The organism is uncultured Allobosea sp. (assembly GCF_945956895.1).
Classification (GTDB): Bacteria; Pseudomonadota; Alphaproteobacteria; order Rhizobiales; family Beijerinckiaceae; genus Allobosea.
The window spans coordinates 113,877-134,799 of sequence record NZ_CAMFJF010000009.1 but is presented as its reverse complement, the minus strand read 5'-3'; the positions used below and the strand labels follow the sequence as shown (position 1 = coordinate 134,799).

Annotated in this window: 25 protein-coding genes, 1 tRNA gene and 1 riboswitch; of the genes, 5 read left to right on the top strand and 21 right to left on the bottom strand. The window is 63.4% G+C overall.

Annotated features, from left to right (window positions below):
* Window positions 1-945: 945 nt before the first annotated feature.
* Genes Q0Q02_RS08380 through Q0Q02_RS08340 form a run of 9 tightly spaced genes read right to left on the bottom strand, consistent with a single transcriptional unit; the run spans window position 946 to window position 7,401 of the window.
* On the bottom strand, window positions 946-1,377 hold the full coding sequence (locus tag Q0Q02_RS08380) for a hypothetical protein (protein WP_293808421.1): 432 nt from the start codon (window positions 1,375-1,377) through the stop codon (window positions 946-948).
* Window positions 1,378-1,432: 55 nt separating this feature from the next.
* A complete protein-coding gene (locus tag Q0Q02_RS08375) occupies window positions 1,433-3,658 on the bottom strand; it encodes a hypothetical protein (RefSeq protein WP_293808419.1) in 2,226 nt (741 codons plus the stop codon).
* Between the two features lie 3 nt (window positions 3,659-3,661).
* On the bottom strand, window positions 3,662-4,081 hold the full coding sequence (locus Q0Q02_RS08370) for an HK97-gp10 family putative phage morphogenesis protein (protein ID WP_293808417.1): 420 nt from the start codon (window positions 4,079-4,081) through the stop codon (window positions 3,662-3,664).
* The gene (locus tag Q0Q02_RS08365; protein WP_293808416.1) at window positions 4,078-5,706 is read right to left on the bottom strand and encodes a terminase TerL endonuclease subunit; all 1,629 of its coding nucleotides are present in this window, start codon (window positions 5,704-5,706) and stop codon (window positions 4,078-4,080) included. Before Q0Q02_RS08365 ends, Q0Q02_RS08370 begins: the two co-directional genes overlap by 4 nt.
* Complete coding sequence (locus Q0Q02_RS08360; RefSeq protein WP_293808415.1) at window positions 5,706-6,044, bottom strand: phage terminase small subunit P27 family; 339 nt, start codon at window positions 6,042-6,044, stop codon at window positions 5,706-5,708. The genes Q0Q02_RS08365 and Q0Q02_RS08360 overlap by 1 nt, the downstream gene beginning before the upstream one ends.
* Before the next feature lie 47 nt (window positions 6,045-6,091).
* Window positions 6,092-6,409 carry a phage head closure protein gene (locus Q0Q02_RS08355; protein ID WP_293808414.1) on the bottom strand — a complete coding sequence of 106 codons (318 nt, stop codon included), beginning with the start codon at window positions 6,407-6,409 and terminating at the stop codon, window positions 6,092-6,094.
* Window positions 6,409-6,846, bottom strand: a complete 438-nt coding sequence (locus tag Q0Q02_RS08350) for a DUF3168 domain-containing protein (protein WP_293808423.1) — start codon at window positions 6,844-6,846, stop codon at window positions 6,409-6,411. The genes Q0Q02_RS08355 and Q0Q02_RS08350 overlap by 1 nt, the downstream gene beginning before the upstream one ends.
* A complete protein-coding gene (locus Q0Q02_RS08345; protein ID WP_293808413.1) occupies window positions 6,818-7,141 on the bottom strand; it encodes a head-tail connector protein in 324 nt (107 codons plus the stop codon). The genes Q0Q02_RS08350 and Q0Q02_RS08345 overlap by 29 nt, the downstream gene beginning before the upstream one ends.
* Window positions 7,141-7,401: a hypothetical protein gene (locus Q0Q02_RS08340; protein WP_293808412.1), complete on the bottom strand. Its 261-nt coding sequence runs from the start codon at window positions 7,399-7,401 to the stop codon at window positions 7,141-7,143. The genes Q0Q02_RS08345 and Q0Q02_RS08340 overlap by 1 nt, the downstream gene beginning before the upstream one ends.
* A gap of 77 nt (window positions 7,402-7,478) precedes the next feature.
* On the opposite strand from Q0Q02_RS08340, the gene Q0Q02_RS08335 reads away from it, so the two are divergent.
* Complete coding sequence (locus Q0Q02_RS08335; protein ID WP_293808411.1) at window positions 7,479-7,694, top strand: hypothetical protein; 216 nt, start codon at window positions 7,479-7,481, stop codon at window positions 7,692-7,694.
* A 2-nt stretch (window positions 7,695-7,696) separates the two neighbouring features.
* Here Q0Q02_RS08335 and Q0Q02_RS08330 read toward each other — a convergent pair whose 3' ends face one another.
* From Q0Q02_RS08330 to Q0Q02_RS08290, 9 genes are all read right to left on the bottom strand, one after another.
* The gene (locus Q0Q02_RS08330) at window positions 7,697-7,963 is read right to left on the bottom strand and encodes an HNH endonuclease signature motif containing protein (RefSeq protein ID WP_367275025.1); all 267 of its coding nucleotides are present in this window, start codon (window positions 7,961-7,963) and stop codon (window positions 7,697-7,699) included.
* Between the two features lie 80 nt (window positions 7,964-8,043).
* A complete protein-coding gene (locus Q0Q02_RS08325) occupies window positions 8,044-8,661 on the bottom strand; it encodes a hypothetical protein (RefSeq protein ID WP_293808409.1) in 618 nt (205 codons plus the stop codon).
* A gap of 3 nt (window positions 8,662-8,664) precedes the next feature.
* The gene (locus Q0Q02_RS08320) at window positions 8,665-9,777 is read right to left on the bottom strand and encodes a phage major capsid protein (RefSeq protein ID WP_293808408.1); all 1,113 of its coding nucleotides are present in this window, start codon (window positions 9,775-9,777) and stop codon (window positions 8,665-8,667) included.
* 10 nt (window positions 9,778-9,787) lie between these two features.
* Window positions 9,788-10,282 carry an HK97 family phage prohead protease gene (locus tag Q0Q02_RS08315; protein ID WP_293808407.1) on the bottom strand — a complete coding sequence of 165 codons (495 nt, stop codon included), beginning with the start codon at window positions 10,280-10,282 and terminating at the stop codon, window positions 9,788-9,790.
* Entirely contained in the window at window positions 10,275-10,637 is a 363-nt protein-coding gene (locus tag Q0Q02_RS08310; RefSeq protein WP_293808406.1) for a gene transfer agent family protein, read from the bottom strand. The genes Q0Q02_RS08315 and Q0Q02_RS08310 overlap by 8 nt, the downstream gene beginning before the upstream one ends.
* A complete protein-coding gene (locus tag Q0Q02_RS08305; RefSeq protein WP_293808405.1) occupies window positions 10,634-11,872 on the bottom strand; it encodes a phage portal protein in 1,239 nt (412 codons plus the stop codon). Before Q0Q02_RS08305 ends, Q0Q02_RS08310 begins: the two co-directional genes overlap by 4 nt.
* Before the next feature lie 80 nt (window positions 11,873-11,952).
* Window positions 11,953-12,579 (bottom strand): hypothetical protein, encoded by a 627-nt coding sequence (locus tag Q0Q02_RS08300; protein ID WP_293808404.1) that lies wholly within the window; start codon window positions 12,577-12,579, stop codon window positions 11,953-11,955.
* A gap of 88 nt (window positions 12,580-12,667) precedes the next feature.
* Window positions 12,668-14,386, bottom strand: a complete 1,719-nt coding sequence (locus Q0Q02_RS08295) for a tyrosine-type recombinase/integrase (protein WP_293808403.1) — start codon at window positions 14,384-14,386, stop codon at window positions 12,668-12,670.
* Window positions 14,387-14,493: 107 nt separating this feature from the next.
* Window positions 14,494-14,584 (bottom strand) — tRNA-Ser (locus Q0Q02_RS08290).
* A 219-nt stretch (window positions 14,585-14,803) separates the two neighbouring features.
* A riboswitch (TPP riboswitch) is annotated at window positions 14,804-14,905 on the top strand.
* A 78-nt stretch (window positions 14,906-14,983) separates the two neighbouring features.
* On the opposite strand from Q0Q02_RS08290, the gene thiO reads away from it, so the two are divergent.
* From thiO to Q0Q02_RS08270, 4 genes are read left to right on the top strand one after another with little or no spacing between them, the layout of a single operon-like run.
* Complete coding sequence (gene thiO, locus Q0Q02_RS08285) at window positions 14,984-15,979, top strand: glycine oxidase ThiO (protein WP_293808422.1); 996 nt, start codon at window positions 14,984-14,986, stop codon at window positions 15,977-15,979.
* On the top strand, window positions 15,963-16,160 hold the full coding sequence (gene thiS, locus Q0Q02_RS08280) for a sulfur carrier protein ThiS (RefSeq protein WP_293808402.1): 198 nt from the start codon (window positions 15,963-15,965) through the stop codon (window positions 16,158-16,160). The genes thiO and thiS overlap by 17 nt, the downstream gene beginning before the upstream one ends.
* 1 nt (window position 16,161) lies before the next feature.
* Entirely contained in the window at window positions 16,162-16,932 is a 771-nt protein-coding gene (locus Q0Q02_RS08275) for a thiazole synthase (protein WP_293808401.1), read from the top strand.
* Window positions 16,933-16,946: 14 nt separating this feature from the next.
* The gene (locus Q0Q02_RS08270; RefSeq protein ID WP_293808400.1) at window positions 16,947-17,561 is read left to right on the top strand and encodes a thiamine phosphate synthase; all 615 of its coding nucleotides are present in this window, start codon (window positions 16,947-16,949) and stop codon (window positions 17,559-17,561) included.
* 154 nt (window positions 17,562-17,715) lie between these two features.
* Here the strand turns inward: Q0Q02_RS08270 and Q0Q02_RS08265 are convergent, their stop codons facing one another.
* The 3 genes from Q0Q02_RS08265 to Q0Q02_RS08255 all read right to left on the bottom strand — a co-directional run bounded on the left by Q0Q02_RS08265 (window position 17,716) and on the right by Q0Q02_RS08255 (window position 20,920).
* Complete coding sequence (locus Q0Q02_RS08265) at window positions 17,716-18,030, bottom strand: SelT/SelW/SelH family protein (RefSeq protein WP_293796225.1); 315 nt, start codon at window positions 18,028-18,030, stop codon at window positions 17,716-17,718.
* A gap of 134 nt (window positions 18,031-18,164) precedes the next feature.
* Complete coding sequence (locus Q0Q02_RS08260) at window positions 18,165-19,658, bottom strand: carboxypeptidase M32 (protein ID WP_293808399.1); 1,494 nt, start codon at window positions 19,656-19,658, stop codon at window positions 18,165-18,167.
* A 170-nt stretch (window positions 19,659-19,828) separates the two neighbouring features.
* Window positions 19,829-20,920 (bottom strand): NADH:flavin oxidoreductase/NADH oxidase, encoded by a 1,092-nt coding sequence (locus tag Q0Q02_RS08255; RefSeq protein WP_293808398.1) that lies wholly within the window; start codon window positions 20,918-20,920, stop codon window positions 19,829-19,831.
* Between the last annotated feature and the right edge of the window lie 3 nt (window positions 20,921-20,923).

Below are 20,923 nucleotides of genomic sequence, written 5' to 3'. Positions count from 1 at the left end.
ACCAGCACAAATGCCGGCGCTTCACTGGATGGGTTTCTCACCGCCGCGCACACGGGCCGGTGCCAGCCCCGGCGTTTGAGGGTGAGGCTGGCGACTACGTTATAGCGCTGTCGAAGGTGCGAATGCTGGTGATCGTGAGCGAAGTCAGCGCCAGCCTTTAATCGAGCCGGAAGAGATCAGGATGGACGCCCCAACCCGTGCCGACATGCGTAGGCGGGATCCTCTCCAAGCATCCGACATGTCATGAAAGAACACTCGGACCTTCGGTCCTCGCCTGCGCGGTCGCTGCGCTCCCTTACGGACGCTTCGCGTCCACGCATCCGTCAGGCTTTGTGAGGATGGATGCGGGGACGTCGGCCTACAATGATCCCTGCGGAAATAGGGCTTATCCCCCCTCTCTGATCGACACAGACGAAACGTCCGTGGTTCTGCTCGATCAAAGAGGGGGATATCCTGCGTTTAACAGGTGGTGGGGAGTTCTGGTTCGTTAGACCCACTAGGCGGCTTCCATTGGCCTAGCAGCACTCCGACATCCTGCCCCGAAGGGCAAAGCGGTCGTGATCCTGGGGATCACTCGCCACGCGCGACTCTCCATCAATCGCTGCGTGACCGGGCGTTGTGGTTGCTGATCTCGTCAGCTTTTCACAGAGCGCCCATCTTTATGGCATCCATTCCACGCGACTGCGTGCGGCGATGACCGGCTGCCCGATCTTCCGTTCGCCTCTGGCTGGGCTGATGGCGCCGGTCCCTGATTTCCGGTATCGCCCTTGGTAGTCAGTGCCAGTATGGCCCACCAAGGCAACGACGCCTTGGGAAGGCCGCCGCTCCGATCGCTTGACAATTTAGGATCAAAGTCCTAGATTGATTGAGCTGTGTCAGAAGCGGCGAATTCTACTGCCCTCGGCGATTGAAGGTCGCCGAGGGCATCTTCTTTTTATAGCGCAGTCACGCGCTGAACTGCTGCAAGACGCGAGCGAAGTCGAAGGCGACGGAAGGCGCGAGGGTCTTTTCCGCCCCGGTCGAGCGATCAATGAGCTTCAGGCTGGTGCCACGCTTCGCCACGTCCAACCTAGCATTGGTGAGGAACGGATTGCTCGGCGCCGGGGTCTTGATCCCATCCAACATGCCACGAACCTGAGCGGCATATGCCTGCGCGAGATCAGAAGTCAGTTCCCTTACAAAAGCACCAGTGTTGAGCGTCACGCTTTCGCCGCGCCGCTCAATGGTGATGCCGGGAACCGCATCCGGCAGGTTTCCCTTGGCGATCTGTTCGCGAATGAACATGGCGATGCAGTCGGCAATCGTCATATCGAGCTTCTTCGCAAGCATGCGAAGCTGCTCTACACGCTCGGGCGGAAGCTTGATAACGTCAGACATTCGATCTCCTACTAGTTGACCTAGTATATCAGATCAAATTCCTAAAATGAATCCCCTAACGCGAACGGGTGTTCGCGAAGTTCCCCGGCCGAGTCTGCTTTCTCATCTCATCGGCCACCACCGATCGCATCGTCACCTCAAGCTGTCGCTGCATACGCTTGGCCAAATCGTCGTTCTGCTCCGGGGTGCCGGAAGAGCCGTTGACCGTGATCGGCGCCGAGATGCTGATGGCCTGCACCGGCGCGGCGCTGCCACCTGCAAGCTGGGGCTGACGGATTGCCGGTGCATCACCGACGATCCCGCCATCGGCATATCCCCGGAAGCCCTTGCGCATCGCCTCAACGGTCGCGACACCGCCAGCCCGGCGAATATCCGCCTGGCTCCAAACCACCTCACCGGCATGAACGATACCGGCCGGCTGCCACTTCGATCCGGGCCCGGTGTATCCGCCATCGGCATAGAGGCCACCGGCACCAGGCGTCAGGCCGAGGCCACTGCCCATTCCGAACAGCTTGCCGAGGCCGCCGAGGAACCCGCCACCGCCGAACATGCTGTTCAGCATGAGGTCGACCAACTTGTTGCTGATCTGCGTAATCATGCGGTCGAGCGCATTTCTAAGCGCCTCCGTCAGGCTCTTGCCCTCGCGAAGGTCGCCGAGGAAGCCCTTCAGCGCGTCGCCGGCCAGCCCCTTCGCGAAGTCCAGCGCCTCGCGGGTCTGCTCAGCTTCCTCCTTCCACCGCGCCGTGGCTGCGGCAGCGCTCTCGATCTGGGCGCGCTCGGAATCCGTCAGAGTGGCGGTATCACGAAGGCCGTCCTTCACGTCCTGCTGGGCGGCAGCCTGTGCCCGCGCGAGTGCAACCGCCTTTTCGCGGGCCGCGTTGCCCAGACCAGCCGTCTCGGCTTCGGCCTTCGCAACATCTCGAGCACGCTCGAGCGTCGCGACATAGCGCTCCACGGCAGTCGTGCGGTCGGTATCAGCTCCGGCGCCAGCACCGCCGCCCGTCTTCGGTGTGGTGACGATCGGCGCCGACTTGTCCTGAAACATGCCGTCCGTCATGGCGCGGCTCTTCGCCTGATCATTCGCCGTCGCGGTCGGGCTCATCCGCTTGGCGAGGTCCTGAAGGGCCTTCACAGCTTCCGGGCTGGTCGCGCCGAGACGTTCCGCAATACCAGCGGCCGGGCTCTGCGGCTCGTCCGGAACATCCTTCCCGCCGATGATCGCGCCGACGCGGGCGCCAGCCTTGCCGGCCGGACTGTTCGCGGCAGCATTGCCGGCAGTCAGGCCGGGCGTAGACGCAGCCGCAGCCGCAATCGACTTCATGATGCCGTAGGCCTGCGCCAGCAAGCGGACGCCGCCCGCGAGGGATTCAACCCAACTCACGGTGCTGGCGTAAAAGTCCCGGCCGGCGCTGGCGAAATCCTCATAGATCGGCTTCAGGTCGCTCCTGATGATCCGATACGCTTCCTCAAGCCGGCGCTGCATCTCGCGCGCGTTCTCGATGTCGGAATCCTCGTAAATCCGAACATCGGTGTTCTTCACGTCATTGAGCCGCTGCTTCAGCCGGTCCAGTTCGATGGTGCCGTTACGGATGCCCTCCACGATGTTGGGCGTCAGGAACTGGCTACCAATGTCGAGCGCGGCGAGATCGCGCCCCTTGCTCTGAAGCTGCTGCATCAGGTCGAGCAGCACGCGAAGGCGCTGCTCGGTCGAATTGGCGCCGAGGTATCTGTTCAGGTCCGCGTTGCCGATGTTGCCGGCCTCAACCTGCTGCCGAAGCCGGGCGGTGAGGCTCGATTCATTCCGCGCCTTGCCCTCCTGGCCTTCGCCTAGCGTCACGGTCGCAGCCTGCTTCAGGCGCTCCAAGCTCTTCGTGAGGTCGTCGTTCTCGACACGCAGGAATCGCGCCTGTGCGGTCCATACCTGATAGAAGCTGTTGCTGACGCCGGCCGAACGCGCCGCATCGCCAATCTTCGCAACGCGCTCCACCTGCTCGGCAGCGGCAGCGGTCGCGGCTTCCAAGCCCTTGATGATGCCGATACCTACAGCGAGGGTGCCGAGCGCGACGGCAACGCCCTTCAGGCCGGTCGTGAGGGCCGTGGTGTGCTGGGCAGCGAACTGGATCCCGCGATAAGCGGTGAACGCCGTATCCATGGCCTTGTTGGTCTGGATCGCGGTCGAAACCATCTGCTTGCCGCGCGTGCTGACAATATCCGTCGCGCGCTGCATGGCCTTGTCGAGGCCAGAGACATCACCACCAATGCGAACTGCTAAGCCGGTCACTCGTTACTCACTTTCGATGATTTCGACGACGGCGGACGCCGCTTCCGCGCCGGCCTCTTCGGCAATGCGGCTGCGGAAGGCGTCAACGGTCGGGTTGAAGAACGGCTGCGCCGGCATATGCGCCGTGCCGTATTCCTGAAGGACGGCGTTATCGAAGACGTGGCCGCTCGCCGAAGGGCGCTCGGTTTCGGGCGTGCCGCCTGCGCGGATCATGACGCCAGGCCCGTCTTCGGTCTGGTCGGCTTCGTAGCGGATGGATTCCCGCAAGCCGCCGGACGCTTCCGGGGCAAGCGCCTGCATCTCGGCAACCATCTCAGCCGCGAGGGCTTCAAGACGCCGCTGCATGGCCTCCTCGGCACGGGCGCGGGCTTCCAACAGCTTCCGGGTGAGATTGGCCTCGCCAAGAAATTCAGCGTCGATCATGCGGCCTCATTCCAAAGTCGGTCCATTTCAGCCTCATGGTCGTCGCGGGCGAAGTAGTCGGACGTGTCATCGTTCGCGGCGGCGCGTGCTACGGCCATCGCGGCAGCCACGGCGCCGTCGATGCGATCGGTCTTCTTGCCCTTGTGCATGCGGACAAGGCCGGTGTCGTTTCGGCTGGCGACGACGCTATCGAAGTGATGGCGGAGAACCGGATGCCCGCCATGGCGGAGCAGCCGGCCGTTCACGAAACGCTCAAGCGTGCCAGCCGCGACGCCCATCGTCATGATGTTCTGGCGCATCTCGACCACCGGAAGGTCGTCATCGTGCAGCCGCTGCATGGTGACGCGGGCAAGGTTCGGATCAAAAGCGATCTCGCGCACGTCGAACTGCGCGCAAAGCTCGCGAATATGGCTTTCGACTACAGCGTGGTCGATAATCGGACCATCGGTGACGATCACATGGCCTTCGTCGCGCCAGCGCTCGTAAGGAACACCATCGCGCTGCGAACGTAGCCGCAGTTCTTCGCTCGGGACGAAGAACCACGGCGCGACAGTGATCCTGCCATCGCCATGGCGCCACGCGGCGACAACGGCAGCAAGGTCGCCGTTCAGCGCCATGTCTACACCGACGAAGCAGGGCAGCGCCTCAAGCTCGGTAAGGTCCAGCGGGAAACTCCCGGTGTCATAAACGCCCATGTCGAACAGGGGCGCGTTGCTGACGCCAAGCCAGACATTCATATAGAGCTGCTGAAGAACCTCGCGCTCGACAGGGCTGTGCTCAGCCTTCAGCGCCAGCTTCCGCATATAATCCAGCGACGGATAGCCGTGCTTCAGGCCGGGATTGACGGCGTGCCACGCGGTTTCGTCCCGCCAATCGACATCGGCCGTCACCTCGAAAATGACGGGCAGCAAGTGCGGATCGTGGATTTCGCCGCGCTGCACCTTCCGGGCGTAATCGATCACCTCATAGGCAAGGCATTCATGCCCGCGCCCGGCAGTCGTCAGCACCACCATGAGGCTGTCCGACAGCTTGCCGAGGGCCGAGGCCATCGTCTTGTAGAGCTCGCGGTGCTTGTCCGTGGTCCAAGCATGAAGCTCGTCGATGATGACGGCCTGCGGTGTCGAGCCGTGCTGGCTCAGCGCATCCGACGAAATCGCTTCGTAGCGCGTGCGCAGCTTCCTGTGGCTGATCCGGCTCTTGTAGTCCTGAATGCTGGCAATCTTGTCGTAGCGACGATCCATGCCGATGATGAGCGCGACTTCCTCGAAACACTCGCGAGCCTGCTTCCGGGTCGAAGCCGCCGACTGCACCAGCGTCCCCGGCACCTTGAACGGGCCGAAGGTGAGCAGGAGCACAATGGCAGCCGCGAGCGAGGTCTTCCGGTTGCCGCGCGGAACCTGAAGGATCAGCCGATTGAAGAGGCGCCGGCCGGTGACGGGATCAACATTGCCGAACAGGTAGCGGATAATCCGCTCCTGCCATTCGTCCAGATGGAAGGGGCTGCCGGGCGCCCGGTTCTTCGGGTGTCGGTTCTGACGGAGCCACTGCACGGCCATCTCACCGAAGCCGAGCGGGTCCGGGATGGGCGAGGCGTCATCAACCCAAGCGGGGCGAAGAATAGCCATCAGTCGAGGAAGCCTTCCTCGTCATCACCCGCCGCCATTACGGCACGGGACCGGGCGGCCGGCGTCAAGCCAAGCTCGCCAGCGGCGCGAAGCTGCTGCTGCTGGGCCTGCAAGAGAATGGTGCTGGCGGGGTTGCGCTTGCCCGCGATGAGCAGCCCGGTCGCCTGAAGCTCGCGGTGCGCCTCGCGCATCGTCGCGACGGCGATGACATAGTTTTCCAGCGCCGCGAGATCGGCGAGCGTCAGCACCTTGCGTTCATCCGACAGGATCGGCGCAACGCGGCGCCATTCGGCCTTGGCGTCCTTCGAGAGATAGGACGGCGGACGCGGGATCGTCATGACCGGCGAGGTTCCCGACACGATGGTCGCCGGCTTCACGCCTCGGGTCACGACAACGCCACCGCGCGAAGCTCAAGGCCGTCGCGCCGTCCCAGTTCTACAATCTCCTTGATCTCGCAGTGCCGCCCGTTGAGCGAGACGCGATCGGCGATAGTAAGATCGTCGCGCCAGTGGATGCGATACACCGTGGTATTCGCCTGCGCTTCGCCGAAGCCAGTCAGGAACTCGCTCGCGGAAGCCGTGACGATCTCGGCCCATACGGTGCCGATATCCGTCCAGGCAGGAATAACACCTCCGGTTGCCGTAACCGTCTCGCTCTTGCGCTGGATCGTGATGCGGGTGTTCAAGCGCCCGATGTTGAGCATTAGAGGCTCCACCGGATGACGGCTTCCACCGACAGAACGCCGTGTCCGAAGCGGGGATCAGGATCGCGCGGCCAGACCGTGCGGACGTGGTCGAACTCGTCGAACTGGAAATCCTCGCCATCGTCGGGGCCTTCCAGAAGCGCGTTCGCGATCGCAAAGCCGATGGTCTTCGCATGGTCCGGGCCATCGCTAAGCGCCCAGATGTGCAGGTCCATGAGCACGCGGGCATGGAACTGGCGCCCGGAGCCGTAGCCGAGCATCTGCACGGTTCCGTTGCTGAAGAGAATCGCGGGCAGCTTGTCAGGGCGCACATCGCCGCTGCGGATGCTATCGGCCGCGACAAGCGCACTCACGGCCGGGTCAGCCGTCAGAAGCTCCTTAAGCGCGCCCTGAAGGGCAAGCGACGGCTCAAGCATCGGCGCTGTCCTCATCGGCACTGCGGCCAAAATGGTTCCGCCGATAGTTTTCGAGCAGCGCGGTGACACCGCCCGGTGCAACTGTCGCCGTCAGGCCAAATGTCGCGAGACTCCGGCTGATGAAATGAAAGGCGGTCAGCTTTAGAATGGCGACCTGAAGATCTGCCGGAACCGGGTTGAAATCGGCAATGGGCCTGCCGATGAAATGTCCGCAGTAAGATTCCGATGCATCGAGATAAAGCTGAATAAGCTCATCGTCCGCGCTTCCGTCAACCTTCATATGCGCCTTCGCAAGCGAAAGCGTTACGCTACTCATTACTGATTGGCCTCTTCTGAAAAACTTATATTCGTCGTCTCTTGCGCGGAGGAGGAACGGCCGGTCTCGTCGATCGCGATCAGGTTCGAGACCACCCCCCGGCGCCTCTGCTGTATGGTCGGGACCGTCATGGCCTGCTCAATGTTCCAACCCTGCGCGAGCCGGCCGCGCAGAACACCGGCAGGGACACCAGACATCTCGGCAAGCTCGCTCGTGGTGTAACGGCTGCCGCGAAACTCATGCAGGAAGATGCGGGGCATTAGGCAGCGCTCCATTGAGGGGCGCAACCATTTGCGTGAGAGACTGCTGTTCCCTGACGAATCGAGGGCAGAGAACCATGGTGACGCGGAAGGATTTGACTCAAGACGAATGGAGCTGGCTGCTGAGAATCTATCAGCACAACGCGGCTTTCCTTACGGTAGAGATGGACAAGCGCCTGACTGAACTGGGCTTGGTCGAACAGCGACTGGGCGGGGCAGGCGTTAGCTCTGCGGGCAAAAAGCTGGTTGAGCACGAGCTGATCGCCGCAAGGCGGGCAAGGGAACGTAGGTGAGCTCATCGAGGCAGCTCCCGTTCAAGCCGCTGCTTCACGCTGTTGTGGCAATGGGTGCAGAGCGGCTGCCAATTCGCCCGGTTCCAGAACAGGGTGCGGTCACCACGATGCGGAATGATGTGGTCGACCGTGGTGGCAAGCTGGCCGCAATCAGGCATGGCGCAGCGGGGATGGACCGCGAGGAAGTCGAGGCGGGCCTTACGCCAATCATGGTCATAGCCGCGCTTCCGGGCAGGCAGGCGTCGCCTATCATGACGGGCACCGCGCAAGCGCCTCTGCTCGCTCTGGCAGCGGCACGGGATGTTATAGGGAACGCGGTTGCCACACGGGCAGATGCGGGGCGGACGGCTCATCGGCGCGGCTTTCCATACTTGGCCTTGAGGGCCTGAAGGCCGGCACGGTCAAACTCGGGGTCCAGGCCATCGGCGACATTGCGCGCGGCCTGTTCGGGGTCGGGCTGGTGTTCGGCGGCCTTGTCTTCGGAACTGCCGTAGATCGAAACCATCAGCTCGTTGTGGCCTTCGATAGCGGCGCTGATTTCGGTGATGGTGGCGTTCCAAGCCTCCTCCGGCGTCCAGTGCAGGCAGCCGGTCGCACGGCGAAACAAGGCCCGGAAGAAGTCAGGGAACGGCATACGTTCGCCGCTCTGGCCGGGCTTGTCATCGCCCTCCGGGAAGAAACTGGCGCAGAGCCGAACAAGCGATACCTGCATGCTCTCGATGACACGGCCGAGCGGAAGCTGAAGCACACTGTCGAGGAAGCGGACTGCGTCCCTGCGGTCGGTCGCGGCGATCAGGATGATCTCGCGAACGGTGCCAGTGTGGAACTCGGCGATGCGCTGAAAGAGACGGTCAAAACCGTCATGGCTGCGCTCAAGGGCGCTCGCGGCCCGCAATGACGGCCGCAGGATCACGGCATTGCTGCCGTGCTCCAGAACGATCTCATCGTATGCGGGTCGCAAGGTCATCGCTTACGAAGTGGCCATCTTCAGCTTGCGGAAGACATCGGTGCGGACGACGCCGGCACCGACGCGACGGCGAGCGTGGAAGCGAACCATGCCCTCGGTCGCGAGCAGGTAGCGGTTGTTGAGCACAGCAAGCTCGATCCGGTCATAGATGCGATAGCCGGCCTTGAAGTCGCCGAAGATGACCGGGAAAGCGTTGGCGGCAACGTCCGGCATGTCGATCAGCTCGACAACCGGGCGGCCGAGGATCGTCTCGGGCTGGCCGGCCTGATAGCTGGGCTGCCACAGGTAATTGCCGTTGCCGTCCTTCAGCTTGCGGATGGTCGCAAGCGTCGAGCCGTTCATGGCCCAAGTGCCACGGCTGCGATAAACGCCCGGCAGGGCATACATGAGAGAGATCAGCGCATCGGCCGACAGGTTCGTCGCATGGCCGTTGAGGGACTGTGCGATGCCGGCTTCGGTCATGAAGCCCTTCGGCTCGGCGGCGGCGCTGCCGTTGACGAAGGCGGTGCCTTCCTTGGCGCCGAAGTCCTCGGCGAGCGCAAGCCGAACCTCGGACTCGACGTTCTGCGCGTCCTCCAGAAGCCAGTTGCTGATATCGACGTGGGTGTTCAGCTCCTTGATGGCGATTTCCATCTCGCCGAAGGTCGGCTCGGACGCTTCCGACGCGATGGCTTCGCCCTTCCACTTCGCATTCGTGACCGAAAGGCGCTTCGGCAGGATGACGGTGTGCGAGCCGGCAGACTTCACGTCCGCGATCGCGCGCACCGGGGAGAACTCGACAAGGTTGCGGATGAACTCGCTCGTGGTCTCTTCCGGCGCGAGCACATATCCCGGCGCATCGTTCGCGACCGTCAGGGCCTTCTGGTCAATCTGGCCGGTGCGCAGGAAGTCGCTGAACGCCTTGGTTTCGAGGGCGTCCTCGGCCTGATTGTCGTTCGAAGCCGGCAGGCGATTGGCCTTGGCTTCCAGCTTGTCGAGGCGGGCGTCGCTCTTCGTCTCGATAGCCTTGAGGCGGGCGTCCACGGAACTCGTCAGATTGGCGAGCGCCGAAGCGACATCGGCCGGCACGTTGTCGGCGTCGTCGGACTTCAGTTCAATATGGGCGAGGTTGTTCACGTTGGTCCTTTCAGGGATTGAGCGCCACGGCGGCGCGGTTGATTGCCTCGGCAATGGCAGCCGTGGCGTCCTTGGCGTTCGTGATCCGGGCCTTGGGATGGGCCGGATTGCGGACGACAGAGATTTCGAAGAGGTCGAGCTTGGAAATGATGCGGTTCCGGCCGCGCTGCTTCGCCTCGATGGGGCGGAAGCCAATGGACAGGCCGGAGATGAGGCCACTCTTCACCATGGAGCGGACGGCGCGGGCGCGCTGGCTTTCCTCAATGAAGAGGCGCCCCTTCACCTGAAGGCCGTCAGCAGTTTCGGTGATCTCGTTCCAGATGCCGACAGGCTGGCCGGGATCGTGCTGAAGCAGCATCGGCGTGTCTTCGCCGAGGATGTTGAAGGCGCCCTTGGTGATGATGTCTCCGACGCTATCAGCGCTGCCGAAAGGCCATGCGTTCCCGGTGATGGTGCCGGCGTCGTCGATCGAGAGCACGGCCTTGATCTCAAGGCGCTCAGACATCGGACACCATGAGCGGGTCGTCGTCCTGGCCCTCGGCTTCGGACTCCGGGTCCTTGCCATTCCAGAGCCGGTAAAGGATGCGAACCGCGAGCGGGAACGTCTCGCCGATGGGGCGGGGCTTGGCGTAGGTCTCGACAAGATGTGCGGCAGCCTGCGGAGCCATACCGCCACCGATCAACGCGAGCCGGATGGTCTCGACGATCTCGACAATGCGGAAATCGCCCTGCGGAAGCCGAAGACACAGCGCGCCCATGCCGATGCCGGTTAGCTTCTCAAGTTCAAGCTGCGCCCATGGCGTCAGTGCAAAGGAGTGCTCTGCGTCGCCGAAGAATGCGACGGTCGTAACGTCGCTCAAGCGGCGTCCTTTCCGGTGTCGGGGTTGTCATTGCTGCCGGCGGTGTCGCCGGTCGTGGTGAAGGGGTTCGCCAGCACATCACCACCCGGCAGGGCCGGCATGTTCATAGTGGCGCGAACCTCATTCGCGGTGACGTTGCCGGCCGCGCGATGCTTGCTGAAGACTTCCGCCTTGGCCTTCGCGTCGGCGCGCTGAAGGTCGTCAATGACGGCTTCAATGTAGAATTCGTCCTGCTCGTCCTCGGTGAGCAGCACGGTCGCATAGGCGTCCTGCCAGCGGTCGAGCCACGGCCGAAGCGCAACGCGCTGGAAACTGGCTTCCATCTGCTCGGTGTTGGCGTAGGTGCCGTCCGAAAGGTCGAAAAGCATGGTCGGCGGGACGCCGAAGAGGCGGGCAATCTCGCGGGTCTGCTCAACGCGGTTTTCGATGAACTGCGCGTCGGTGCTGTTCATCGTCGCGGCCTGGTAGCGCCAGCCGCCCTGAAGGATCAGCGGCCGGGAATCTCCTTCGCCGAGGAAGGCCTTGCGATAATCGGCGAGCATGTTGCCGACGACAGTGCTGCCCTTGTCATTGTCTGGAACCTTGTTCTCGTTCCAGAGGACGCCGGACGGGCGGGCGCCAGAGCCGAAGAACTTGGCGGCGTGACGCTCCAAGAGCATCGCAACGCCGATAGCCTCCCTGCCGAGGTTGACGGGCGAGGTGTAACCGGGCGCCGGCAGATAGAGCACATCACGAGTAGAGAGCCGGACCTGACGGCGATCCTTCAGCGTGACGATGAAATAGGGCTCGCCGAAATCATCGATCTCGCGACGGCAGGTGCCGGGCGGCAGATATCGGAACGCATACGGGCGACCATCATCGGTGCGGATCACCTGCGCGAAGCCAGCACCATGAAGCAGCGCGTCCCAAGTCAGGTCCGTGCGGAACTGGGCAGCGCTGAGATGGTCGGCGGCGCGATTGTGGACGAGCCGATAGGCGGGGTGATCCTTCGCGGCTTCCTTGCTGCCGTCGCGATAGACCTTAAACGGGATTGAGCCGGCGTTCTCAGAGATCAGCCTGATCGCATGAAAGACAGCCGGGACGCGAAGGGCGGTATGCGGAGTAACCGAAACACCGGAGGCAGTCGGCAGCGCGCCGAATAGCTCAGAGAACGCAGGATCAGAAGCTGGGATTGCCTTCCGGTCGAACTGAAATCCGAGTGACTTCCTTACGCTGCCGACTAACTCGCGGAACACAACTCAACCTTCACCAATTTAACGGTGAAGAATTGTCTCACACATGGAATCGCGGAGCAATAGAAATTAGGATCAAAATCCTACTTAGGTGCATCCCAAGTTTTAATCGATCGATGCATGGCTGATTCGACTTCGGTCAATTTCCGCATAAGTTCGAAAGCACCTTCTTCGGCCTGCTTTGACAACGTTCTTTCTGGGTTGTCAAAGCGTTCAAATTTGTAATTTGAACAAATCTGTTTGCAGCTCTCTAGCATAATTCTGGCGTCTTCTCGCAAGGCGACTCCATGGGATATTTCAAAATCTTCAATCAATTGTTCAATCTTGAAAAGATTGTCATTTATATCGACGCTGGCATCATAGGAATCGTAATCAGGGTAATTTGCTTTCGGAAAAACAGATCTCCTTAATTTTGCGAATGCAGAAAAGCAATCAATTTCTTTGTTAAAGATGATCTCTTGTTTCTTCAGATCAAGTTTAAGTCGCTCTGCGCTCTGATTAAGCTCCGATTTCAATGCTTCAGTTTTTTGAGAAAGTGAAGATTTGTGCGTTTCCAGGTCGGAGTTTAACGTAGATTTGTGTTTTTCCATGCTGCGATTGGCTACAAAATTCGCAACCCACGCAGTGATGCCGCAAAAAACCGTGAAAACGGCGGTCCATCCGCCGATCACGCCAATATTCTGTGAAACGAACTCAAGGGCCGAATTCATAGGTCAGGGCTCCGTGCGTAGTCGTTGCCTTTTAGCGTCAAATCACGATTAGGAAAGCGGGTCATCGCTGGCTGAGCCGCTTCTAACGTTACGTTGCCTTAAGTTCCGGCAAATCATAGGCCACACGGTCAAGAGCCTCCTTCAGCACGTCGAGCGAGGTTTCGTGCTCGTAGCCGGCGCCAGCCGAGCGATCATCCTGCCCTGCGATCTCATCGCGAACCGATTTGGGCACGCCGGCGAGCTTTAGTGCCGTCTTTAAAGTGTGCCGGAACGAGTGGAATACCTTGTTCTGGTCGTGAATGCCGACCTTCGGGAGATAGGTGCGATTGAACCAGCGCGGGATAAACTGACTGTAGGGCTGGTTTACGGCGCGCTTCTTTCCTTCCGCGCTCTGCATCATGGCTTGCCCATCCCGGAACCAATCGGGGAACAGGCGGTCGGTGCCGTTCCTCCGCAGTTGAGCGATGCGGTCATGCAGGCCGAGCGCGAGCAGCGTCCGGTGCACCGGGACCAGCCGCCGCGACTGTTTGTTCTTCGTCTTCTCTTCCACGGCGAATGCCAGCACGCCGCGAACTTCGCTGATGCTATCGAGGCGAAGTTGGGCGATCTCCGATGCCCTCATGCCGGAGTAGAGCGCTATGAGCAGCGCCCAACGCTTTTCCGTCAGCTTTGGCGAGGGATCAAACAGGGGCGCCGCGAATATCTTCTGAAGGTCGGCGTCGCGGAAATAGTCGCGGTCGTCGTCAGGGTCGCGGTTGCTCTGATCCACGCGCACGCCCTTCGCCGGGTTGTCGGGAATGACGCTGTTGTTGACGCACCATGTCAGAAGCGCGCTCAGCCGGGATAGCCATTTGTCGTTGATGGTTGTGGCGTTGAGTGTAGGGAAGGGCTCTTTCCGTGCCTTGTTGAGCCGGATCGTCTCGGGGAGCGTCTTGTCGGGGAAGCGCTTGGTGTAGTTTGCGGGCGTTTCGAGCAGGGCGTTCTTGTAGGCCAGGACATCCTGCCGAGTGATCCGATAGGCCGGCTTCGCCTCGCCTAGGAATTCCTCGAACATGCGCACGGCGACTTCATACTCATAGACGGTGCCGGGCTTGCCCTGCTTCTCTGTCATCATCGCCGACAGGACGACGGAGAGGGCCTTCGCGCTGTCCGGGCTGATGATGCGGACGCGCAAAGGATCGGCGGTTGTCGAGGGCAGTTCCGTCGCCGGGATCAGCATTGGGTGCTTTGGCGGGGCGTCCGCTTCCCCACGGTCGCGGCGGTTCTGATTTTCAATCGATTCAGCCTTCACGCCGGCGAGCATCCGGGCGAGAGAGCGCCATTCCTCGGTGCCTTTTGCAGGGACGGGGCTACCATCATTCGCGAACTCGTCAACAGCCCATTGGATTAGGGCGGCAAGCTCGTCGTCCTCGGCGCCGCCGCTCGCGGCACGCTTGAGCGCGTAATAGTAGGTCGGGCGGAATTTCGCCTCATGCGCCGGGTCATAGCCGTTCGGCAGGCTGCGGGCTGTGTCGTCGCGCTGAAGCTCGCGGTCGAAGTGGGCAAGGGCCATCTGCCGCACGCTCATGGGGCGACGCCGGGAGGGTGCGGAAGGGCTAAGGGCAGCCACGCGGTCGCGGGCCTGATCCAATTCCATCTGCATGCGATGAATCGCAGATGATAGCAGGCGAATCGCGACAGTCCGGTCGGCTCCCAGGGGCTCAGTCAGTTCGCGCTTACCGACGATCGGACGAAGCAAAGCAGGGACGGTAAGGCGAGCATAATAGCGCCCATTACGCGGGAGCAGGTTCCTGATTTTGCCGGCCATGAAACCCTCTGCCAGAGGCGATTTTGTAGCAAACTTTGTAGCAGAGGTATGGGAAAAGCCGTTGTGTATCAACGGTCTTCAAGGGATTTCAGAGGCTTGAAGGGAAGTGGCGGAGACGGAGGGATTCGAACCCTCGATACCCTTGTGGGGTATGCTCATTTAGCAAACGAGTGCCTTCAGCCTCTCGGCCACGTCTCCGGCGAGAGGCTCTATGCCTGATTGCAGAGCCGTTTGACAAGCCTTGTCGGCAACTTCCTTTGCCATGCTTGTGAATGCGTGCCGCGACGGTCGTAGAGCACTCCATCGCTCATGGAGTGAGCGAGACGGCGGAAGGGGGCGGCGGCTCGACTGAAGGCTGCTGCAAGGGAGCTCTGCGCCAGTTCGCCTTGCTCCTGCCCGGCGCAGTCATTAGATTGAAGCCGTCCGTTGGGGTGCCGAAAGGCTGAGAGGCGTGGTTCGCGCCAACCCATCGTACCTGATCCGGGTAATGCCGGCGAAGGGAACGGTCTTCGGCTCGCAGACATCTCGTTCGCGCCCCAGGCCGCTGCCTTCCCGGGAGCAGGGAAGAGCATGACGGCGAAACGCCTTCAGTCTGGCCTGAACGTCGCGGTGGTCGGCGCCGGCGTCGTCGGCCTGGCCTGTGCGACCGAACTGGTGGCGCGTGGCGCTCACGTCACCGTCCATGAGCGCGGCCCGCGCATCGGCGCCGGGGCCTGTTCCTGGTTTGCCGGCGGCATGCTGGCGCCCTGGTGTGAGGGCGAGAGCGCCGAGGAGCCGGTGGTCCGGCTCGGCCAGCAGGCGGCCGACTGGTGGGAGCGCCATGCCGGTGGTGTCGCGCGCAACGGCACGCTTGTTGTTGCTCCGAGCCGGGATCGATCGGAATTGCGACGCTTCGGCCAGCGCACTAGCCATTTCGACGAGATCGACGGCGATGCCATCGCCGGGATCGAGCCCGATCTCGCCGGGCGCTTCTCGCGCGGCCTGTTCTTCGCAGGCGAGGCGCATCTCGACCCACGCAAGACGATCGCCACGTTGGCCGAGCGGCTTGTCGCCAACGGTGCAGCGATCCATTTCAGCAGCGCCGTTGAGCCGGCGGATCTCGACGCCGATATCGTCCTCGACTGCCGGGGGCTCACGGCGCGCGATGTCCTGCCGGAGTTGCGCGGCGTCAAGGGCGAGATGCTGCTGCTGCGCAGTGACGATATCAGCCTGTCGCGGCCGGTCCGGCTGCTGCATCCGCGCATCCCGCTCTACATCGTGCCGCGCGCTGACGGGCTGTTCATGGTCGGCGCGACCATGATCGAGAGCGGCGAGCGCCGCCGCATTTCCGCCCGCGCCATGTTGGAACTGCTCGGCGCGGCCTATGCGCTGCATCCGGCCTTCGCCGAGGCGGAGGTGGTCGAGATCGGCACCGATGCCCGCCCCGCCTTTCCCGACAACCTGCCGCGGCTGACGCGTCGAGGCCGGGTGATCCATGTCAACGGGCTCTATCGTCATGGCTTCCTGCTCAGCCCCGCCCTGGCGCGGATGGCGACGGAGGCGGCGCTGAGCCCGCAAGCGACACCGGAGATGCTGCATGACCTTGCTGCTTAACGGCGCGCCCCAGACCGTTGCCGCGAAGACGCTGGCCGAGGCGCTGGCCGAGCTGGGCTTCAGCGGCCGCATCGTCGCGACGGCGGTGAACGGCGATTTCGTGCCGGCCCGCAAGCGCGCGGAGACGGCCCTGAGCGAGGGCGATCGCATCGAGATCGTCGCGCCGATGCAAGGAGGCTGAGATGGCATCGTTCTATGGCTTCGAGCCGCAGAACCCGCTGTTTCTCGGCACGGCGCAATATCCGTCGCCCGCGATCCTGGCCGAGGCGGTGAAGCGCTCCGGCGCCGAGGTCGTCACGGTCTCGCTGCGCCGGGAATCGTCCGGCGGCGCGGGGCAGGCCTTCTGGGCGCTGATCCGCGAGCTCGGCGTCAAGGTTCTGCCGAACACGGCCGGCTGCCACACGGTCAAGGAAGCGGTGACCACCGCGCAGATGGCGCGCGAGGTCTTCGGCACCGACTGGATCAAGCTCGAGGTGATCGGCGAGGACGACACGCTCCAGCCCGACGTGATCGCGCTGGTCGAGGCCGCCCGCATCCTCGCCGATGACGGCTTCAAGGTCTTTCCCTACACGACCGAGGATCTCGTCGTCGGCGGGCGGCTGCTCGATGCCGGCTGCGAGGTTCTGATGCCCTGGGGCGCGCCGATCGGATCGGGCAGGGGGCTCAACAACCCCTATGGCCTGCGCAGCATGCGCCAGCATTTCCCGGATGTGCCGCTCGTCGTCGATGCCGGTATCGGGCTGCCCTCGCATGCCGCGCAGGCGATGGAGATGGGCTATGACGGCATCCTGCTCAACACCGCCGTCGCCAAGGCTGGCGATCCCGCCGCGATGGCCGAGGCCTTCGTCCTCGCCATCCGCGCCGGCCGCCAGGCTTTCGCCGCGCAGCCGATCGAGGCGCGCGACATGGCCGCTCCCTCCACGCCCGTGATGGGCAAAGCCTTCCTGGCCTGAAAGACCGCTGACGCATGAAGCTCGATCCGTTCTATCCCATCTTCGACAGCGCCGACTGGTTGGAGCGGATGCTGCCGCTCGGCGTCAAACTGGTGCAACTGCGCGTCAAGGATCGCCCCGAGACCGAGGTCGCCCGCGAAATCGCGCGGGCGAAGACGCTCTGCGCCGCGGCCGATTGCGTGCTCGTCGTCAACGATTACTGGAAAATCGCCATCGCCGAAGGCTGCGACTTCATCCATCTCGGCCAGGAGGATCTCGACGAGGCCGATCTCGGCGCGATCCGCAAGGCTGGCCTCAAGCTCGGCATCAGCAGCCATGACGAGCCGGAGCTGGAGCGGGCGCTGGCGGCGAAGCCCGACTATGTCGCGCTCGGCCCGGTCTATCCGACGATCTTGAAGCAGATGCGCTTCGGCCCGCAGGGGCTGGAACGGCTCGGCGAATGGAAGCGCCGCATCGGCGACCTGCCGCTCGTCGGCATCGGCGGCATCTCGCTGGAGCGGGCGCCGGGCGTGTTTGAGGCCGGCGCGGATATCGTCGCGGCTGTGACCGACATCACGCTGAACGCCGACCCGGAGGGTCGGTTGAAGGCCTGGGTTGCGGCGACGCGGAAGCACGCGGCGACAGCCTGAACGCTGTCATCCCGGGCGTAGCGAAGCGGAGACCCGGGATCCATTCCGGAGCGCTTCCGAAATAGGTTCAGGCATGGATCCCGGATCGGCGCGGCTTCGCCGCTTGTCCGGGATGACCACGGAGTATTGCGACGGCAGAGAGCGCTCTCAGCTCTCAGCTCTCAGCCTCGGCCGACATCGTGTGGCCGTCGACATGGCCGAGGCTGCGCTCGGGGTCGAGCCGGTCGCGCACGCGCTGCTTCAGCACCTTGGAATCCGGGAAGCCGCCATCGACCTTGCGGTCCCAGATCAATTCGCCGTCGTAATGGATCTGGAATATCCCGCCGGTGCGCGGGATCAGGGCGACCTCGCCGAGATCCTGCCCGAAGGTCGAGAGCAGCTCCTGCCCGAGCCAGGCCGAGCGCAGCATCCAGTTGCACATCGAGCAATAGGTGATGGCGATGCGGGGGGCGGGCTTGGTCTGGGTCATGATCGGTCACCGAAGCGGGAGGTCCTCTCGGACATCCCGCTTCGCGGGTCTTGATGCAAGCCTGAAAGGTGCATGGCCGATCGGCATGAAACTATGATCTAAGCCTTTGTTTCGAATAAATAAAATAAGGGTGCTCAAACCTCGTCGATATAGCGCCGGCGCAGATGCGCCTTGAACACCGAGGCGTCGAGCGGCCGGCCGGTCGCTTCGGTCAGCAGGTCGTCGGTCGGGAGCAGCGAGCCCTTGCCGTGGATATGGACGCGCAGCCAGCCGACCAGCGGGCTGAAGTCGCCCTTGCCGATGCCGGGCAGGATCGAGCTTTCCGCCTTGCAGGCGGCGTCGAAGATCTGGGCCGCGGTCATCGCGCCCAGCGTATAGGTCGGGAAATAGCCCCAGCCGCCGGACGGCCAGTGGATATCCTGCAGGCAGCCGAGCCGATCGTTGGGCACGGTGACGCCGAGCAGGGACTTCATCCCGGCATTCCAGGCGGCAGGCAGCTCGGCAAGCGGCATCTCATCGGCGATCAGCGCCTTTTCCAGCCGGTAGCGCAGGATGACATGGGCGGGGTAGGTCACCTCGTCGGCATCGACGCGGATGAAACCGGGCTCGACGCGGGTGTAGCGCCGCCACATCGCCTCGGTTTCCCAGGCCGGTCCCACACCTCCAAAACTCTCGCGCATCAGCGGCGCGGCATAGGCGAGGAACTGACGCGAGCGGCAGGCCTGCATCTCCATCAACAGCGACTGGCTCTCGTGCAGGCTCATGCCGCGCGCGGCGCCGACCGGCTGGTTGAGATGCGCTTGAGGCCGGCCCTGCTCGTAGAGCGCGTGGCCGGTCTCGTGCAGCACGCCCATCAGCGCCTTGGTGAAATCGGCCTCGTCATAGCGCGTGGTGATGCGGACATCATTGTCGGCGCCGCCGCAGAACGGATGCGTCGAGATGTCGAGCCGGCCGCGCTCGAAATCATAGCCGAGCGCCGCCATGAACTTGAGGCCCAGCGCTCGCTGCGTCTCGGCGGCGAAGGGGCCTTCCAGCGTAGGCAGCGCCGGTCGACGCGCCTGCACTGCCATGGCCTCCTGCGTGAAGCCCGGCAGGAAGGCGGCGAGATCGTCGAACAGCGCATCGATCTTGGCGGAACGGCCGCCGGGTTCGTAATCGTTGAGCAGCGCGTCATAGGCGGAGAGGCCGAGCTTCTCGCCCTTGGCCCGGCCGATCTGGCGCTGCAGATTCAAGACCTCGGCGAGATAGGGCAGGAGCCCGGAGAAATCGGCATCGGCCCGCGCCTGCCGCCAGCGCATCTCGCAGGCCGAGACCGCCTTGCTCGACGCTTCCACCAGCTCCGAGGGCAGGGCGGTGTCGACCGTCCAGACGCGCCGGATCTCGCGCAGGTTCGCCTTCTCCCAGACGCCGAGGTTGCCGTCGCTCTCGGCCTCGCCGAGCCAGTCACTGACGCGGGTATCCGTCGCGAGGCCGTGGCGCATGACATGCAGCAGGGCCATGCTCTCGGCCCGCGTCTCGGCTGCGCCCTTGGGCATCATCACGTCGTTGTCCCATTGCAGGATGCCGATGGCGTTCGACAGCGCGGCGATTCGGCCGAAATGGGCGGTGAGGTCGGAATAGGCGGTCATGTTTCGGCGTCTCCGGGAATTCTATCAGGCTTGACACTACACTGAGTCATCCCGGACGGAGCGAAGCGGAGATCCGGGATCCATGCCTGAGCTAATGCCGGAAAGGTTCAGGCATGGATCCCGGGTCTCCCTCCGGTCGCCCGGGATGACCGGAAGCGGGGATGGAAAATTCAGGCGAACAGCTTGGAGTACTGCCGCGGCTGCGAGCGCAGATACTGGTTAGGCGCCTTGACGGTGGCGCCGAGCTGCGCTGCAGCATGCCAGGGCCAGCGCGGGTTGTAGAGGATGCCACGCGCCAGCGCGACGAGATCGGCCTCGCCCGTGCCGATGATCGCCTCGGCCTGCTCGGCCTCGGTGATGAGACCCACCGCCATGGTGGTGATGCCGGTCGCCTGCTTGATGGCACGCGCCAGGGGCACCTGATAGCTCGGGCCGAGCGGGACCTTCTGTGTGGCCGATAGCCCGCCGCCGGACATGTCGATGAAATCGGCGCCGCGCGCCTGCGCCGCTTTGGCGAAGGTGATGCTCTGCTCGATGTCCCAGCCGCCCTCGACCCAGTCCGTGCCGGAAATGCGGAATCCGACGGGATAGTCCGCCGGCACCACGGCCCGCACCGCATCGAGCACCGCGAGCGGGAAGTGCATCCGGTTCTCCAGCGAGCCGCCATATTCGTCCTCGCGCTTGTTCGAGAACGGCGAGAGGAATTGGTGCATCAGATAGCCATGCGCGCCATGGAGCTCGATCGCCGCGAAGCCGAGCCGCACGGCCCTGCGCGCCGAATCCGCGAACGCCTCGACGAGCCGTGCGATATCATCCTTGGTGAGGGCGCGCGGCGGACGGGGATAGTTCTCGAAGCCGATCGCGGAGGGTGCCTCGACCGTCCAGCCGCCCTGATCGAGGCCGAGCTGGCCTCCGCCTTTCCAGGGCTGGGCGAGGGAGGCCTTGCGGCCGGCATGGGCGAGCTGGATCGCGATCGGCATGTCGGACCAGCGGCGGGCGGCATCGAGCGCCTTGCCGAGCGCGGCCTCCGTCTCGTCGGACCAGAGGCCGAGATCGAACGGGCTGATGCGCCCGTCCGGCGCGACGGCCGTCGCCTCGATGATCAGGAGGCCGGCGCCTGACAGCGCGAGATGTCCGAGATGGATGGTGTGCCAGTCGGTGGCGCAGCCATCCTGCGCCGAATACTGGCACATCGGGGCGATGACGATGCGGTTGGCGAGCGTCAGGCTGCCGAGCTGGTAGGGGCTGAAGAGCTGGCTCATGGT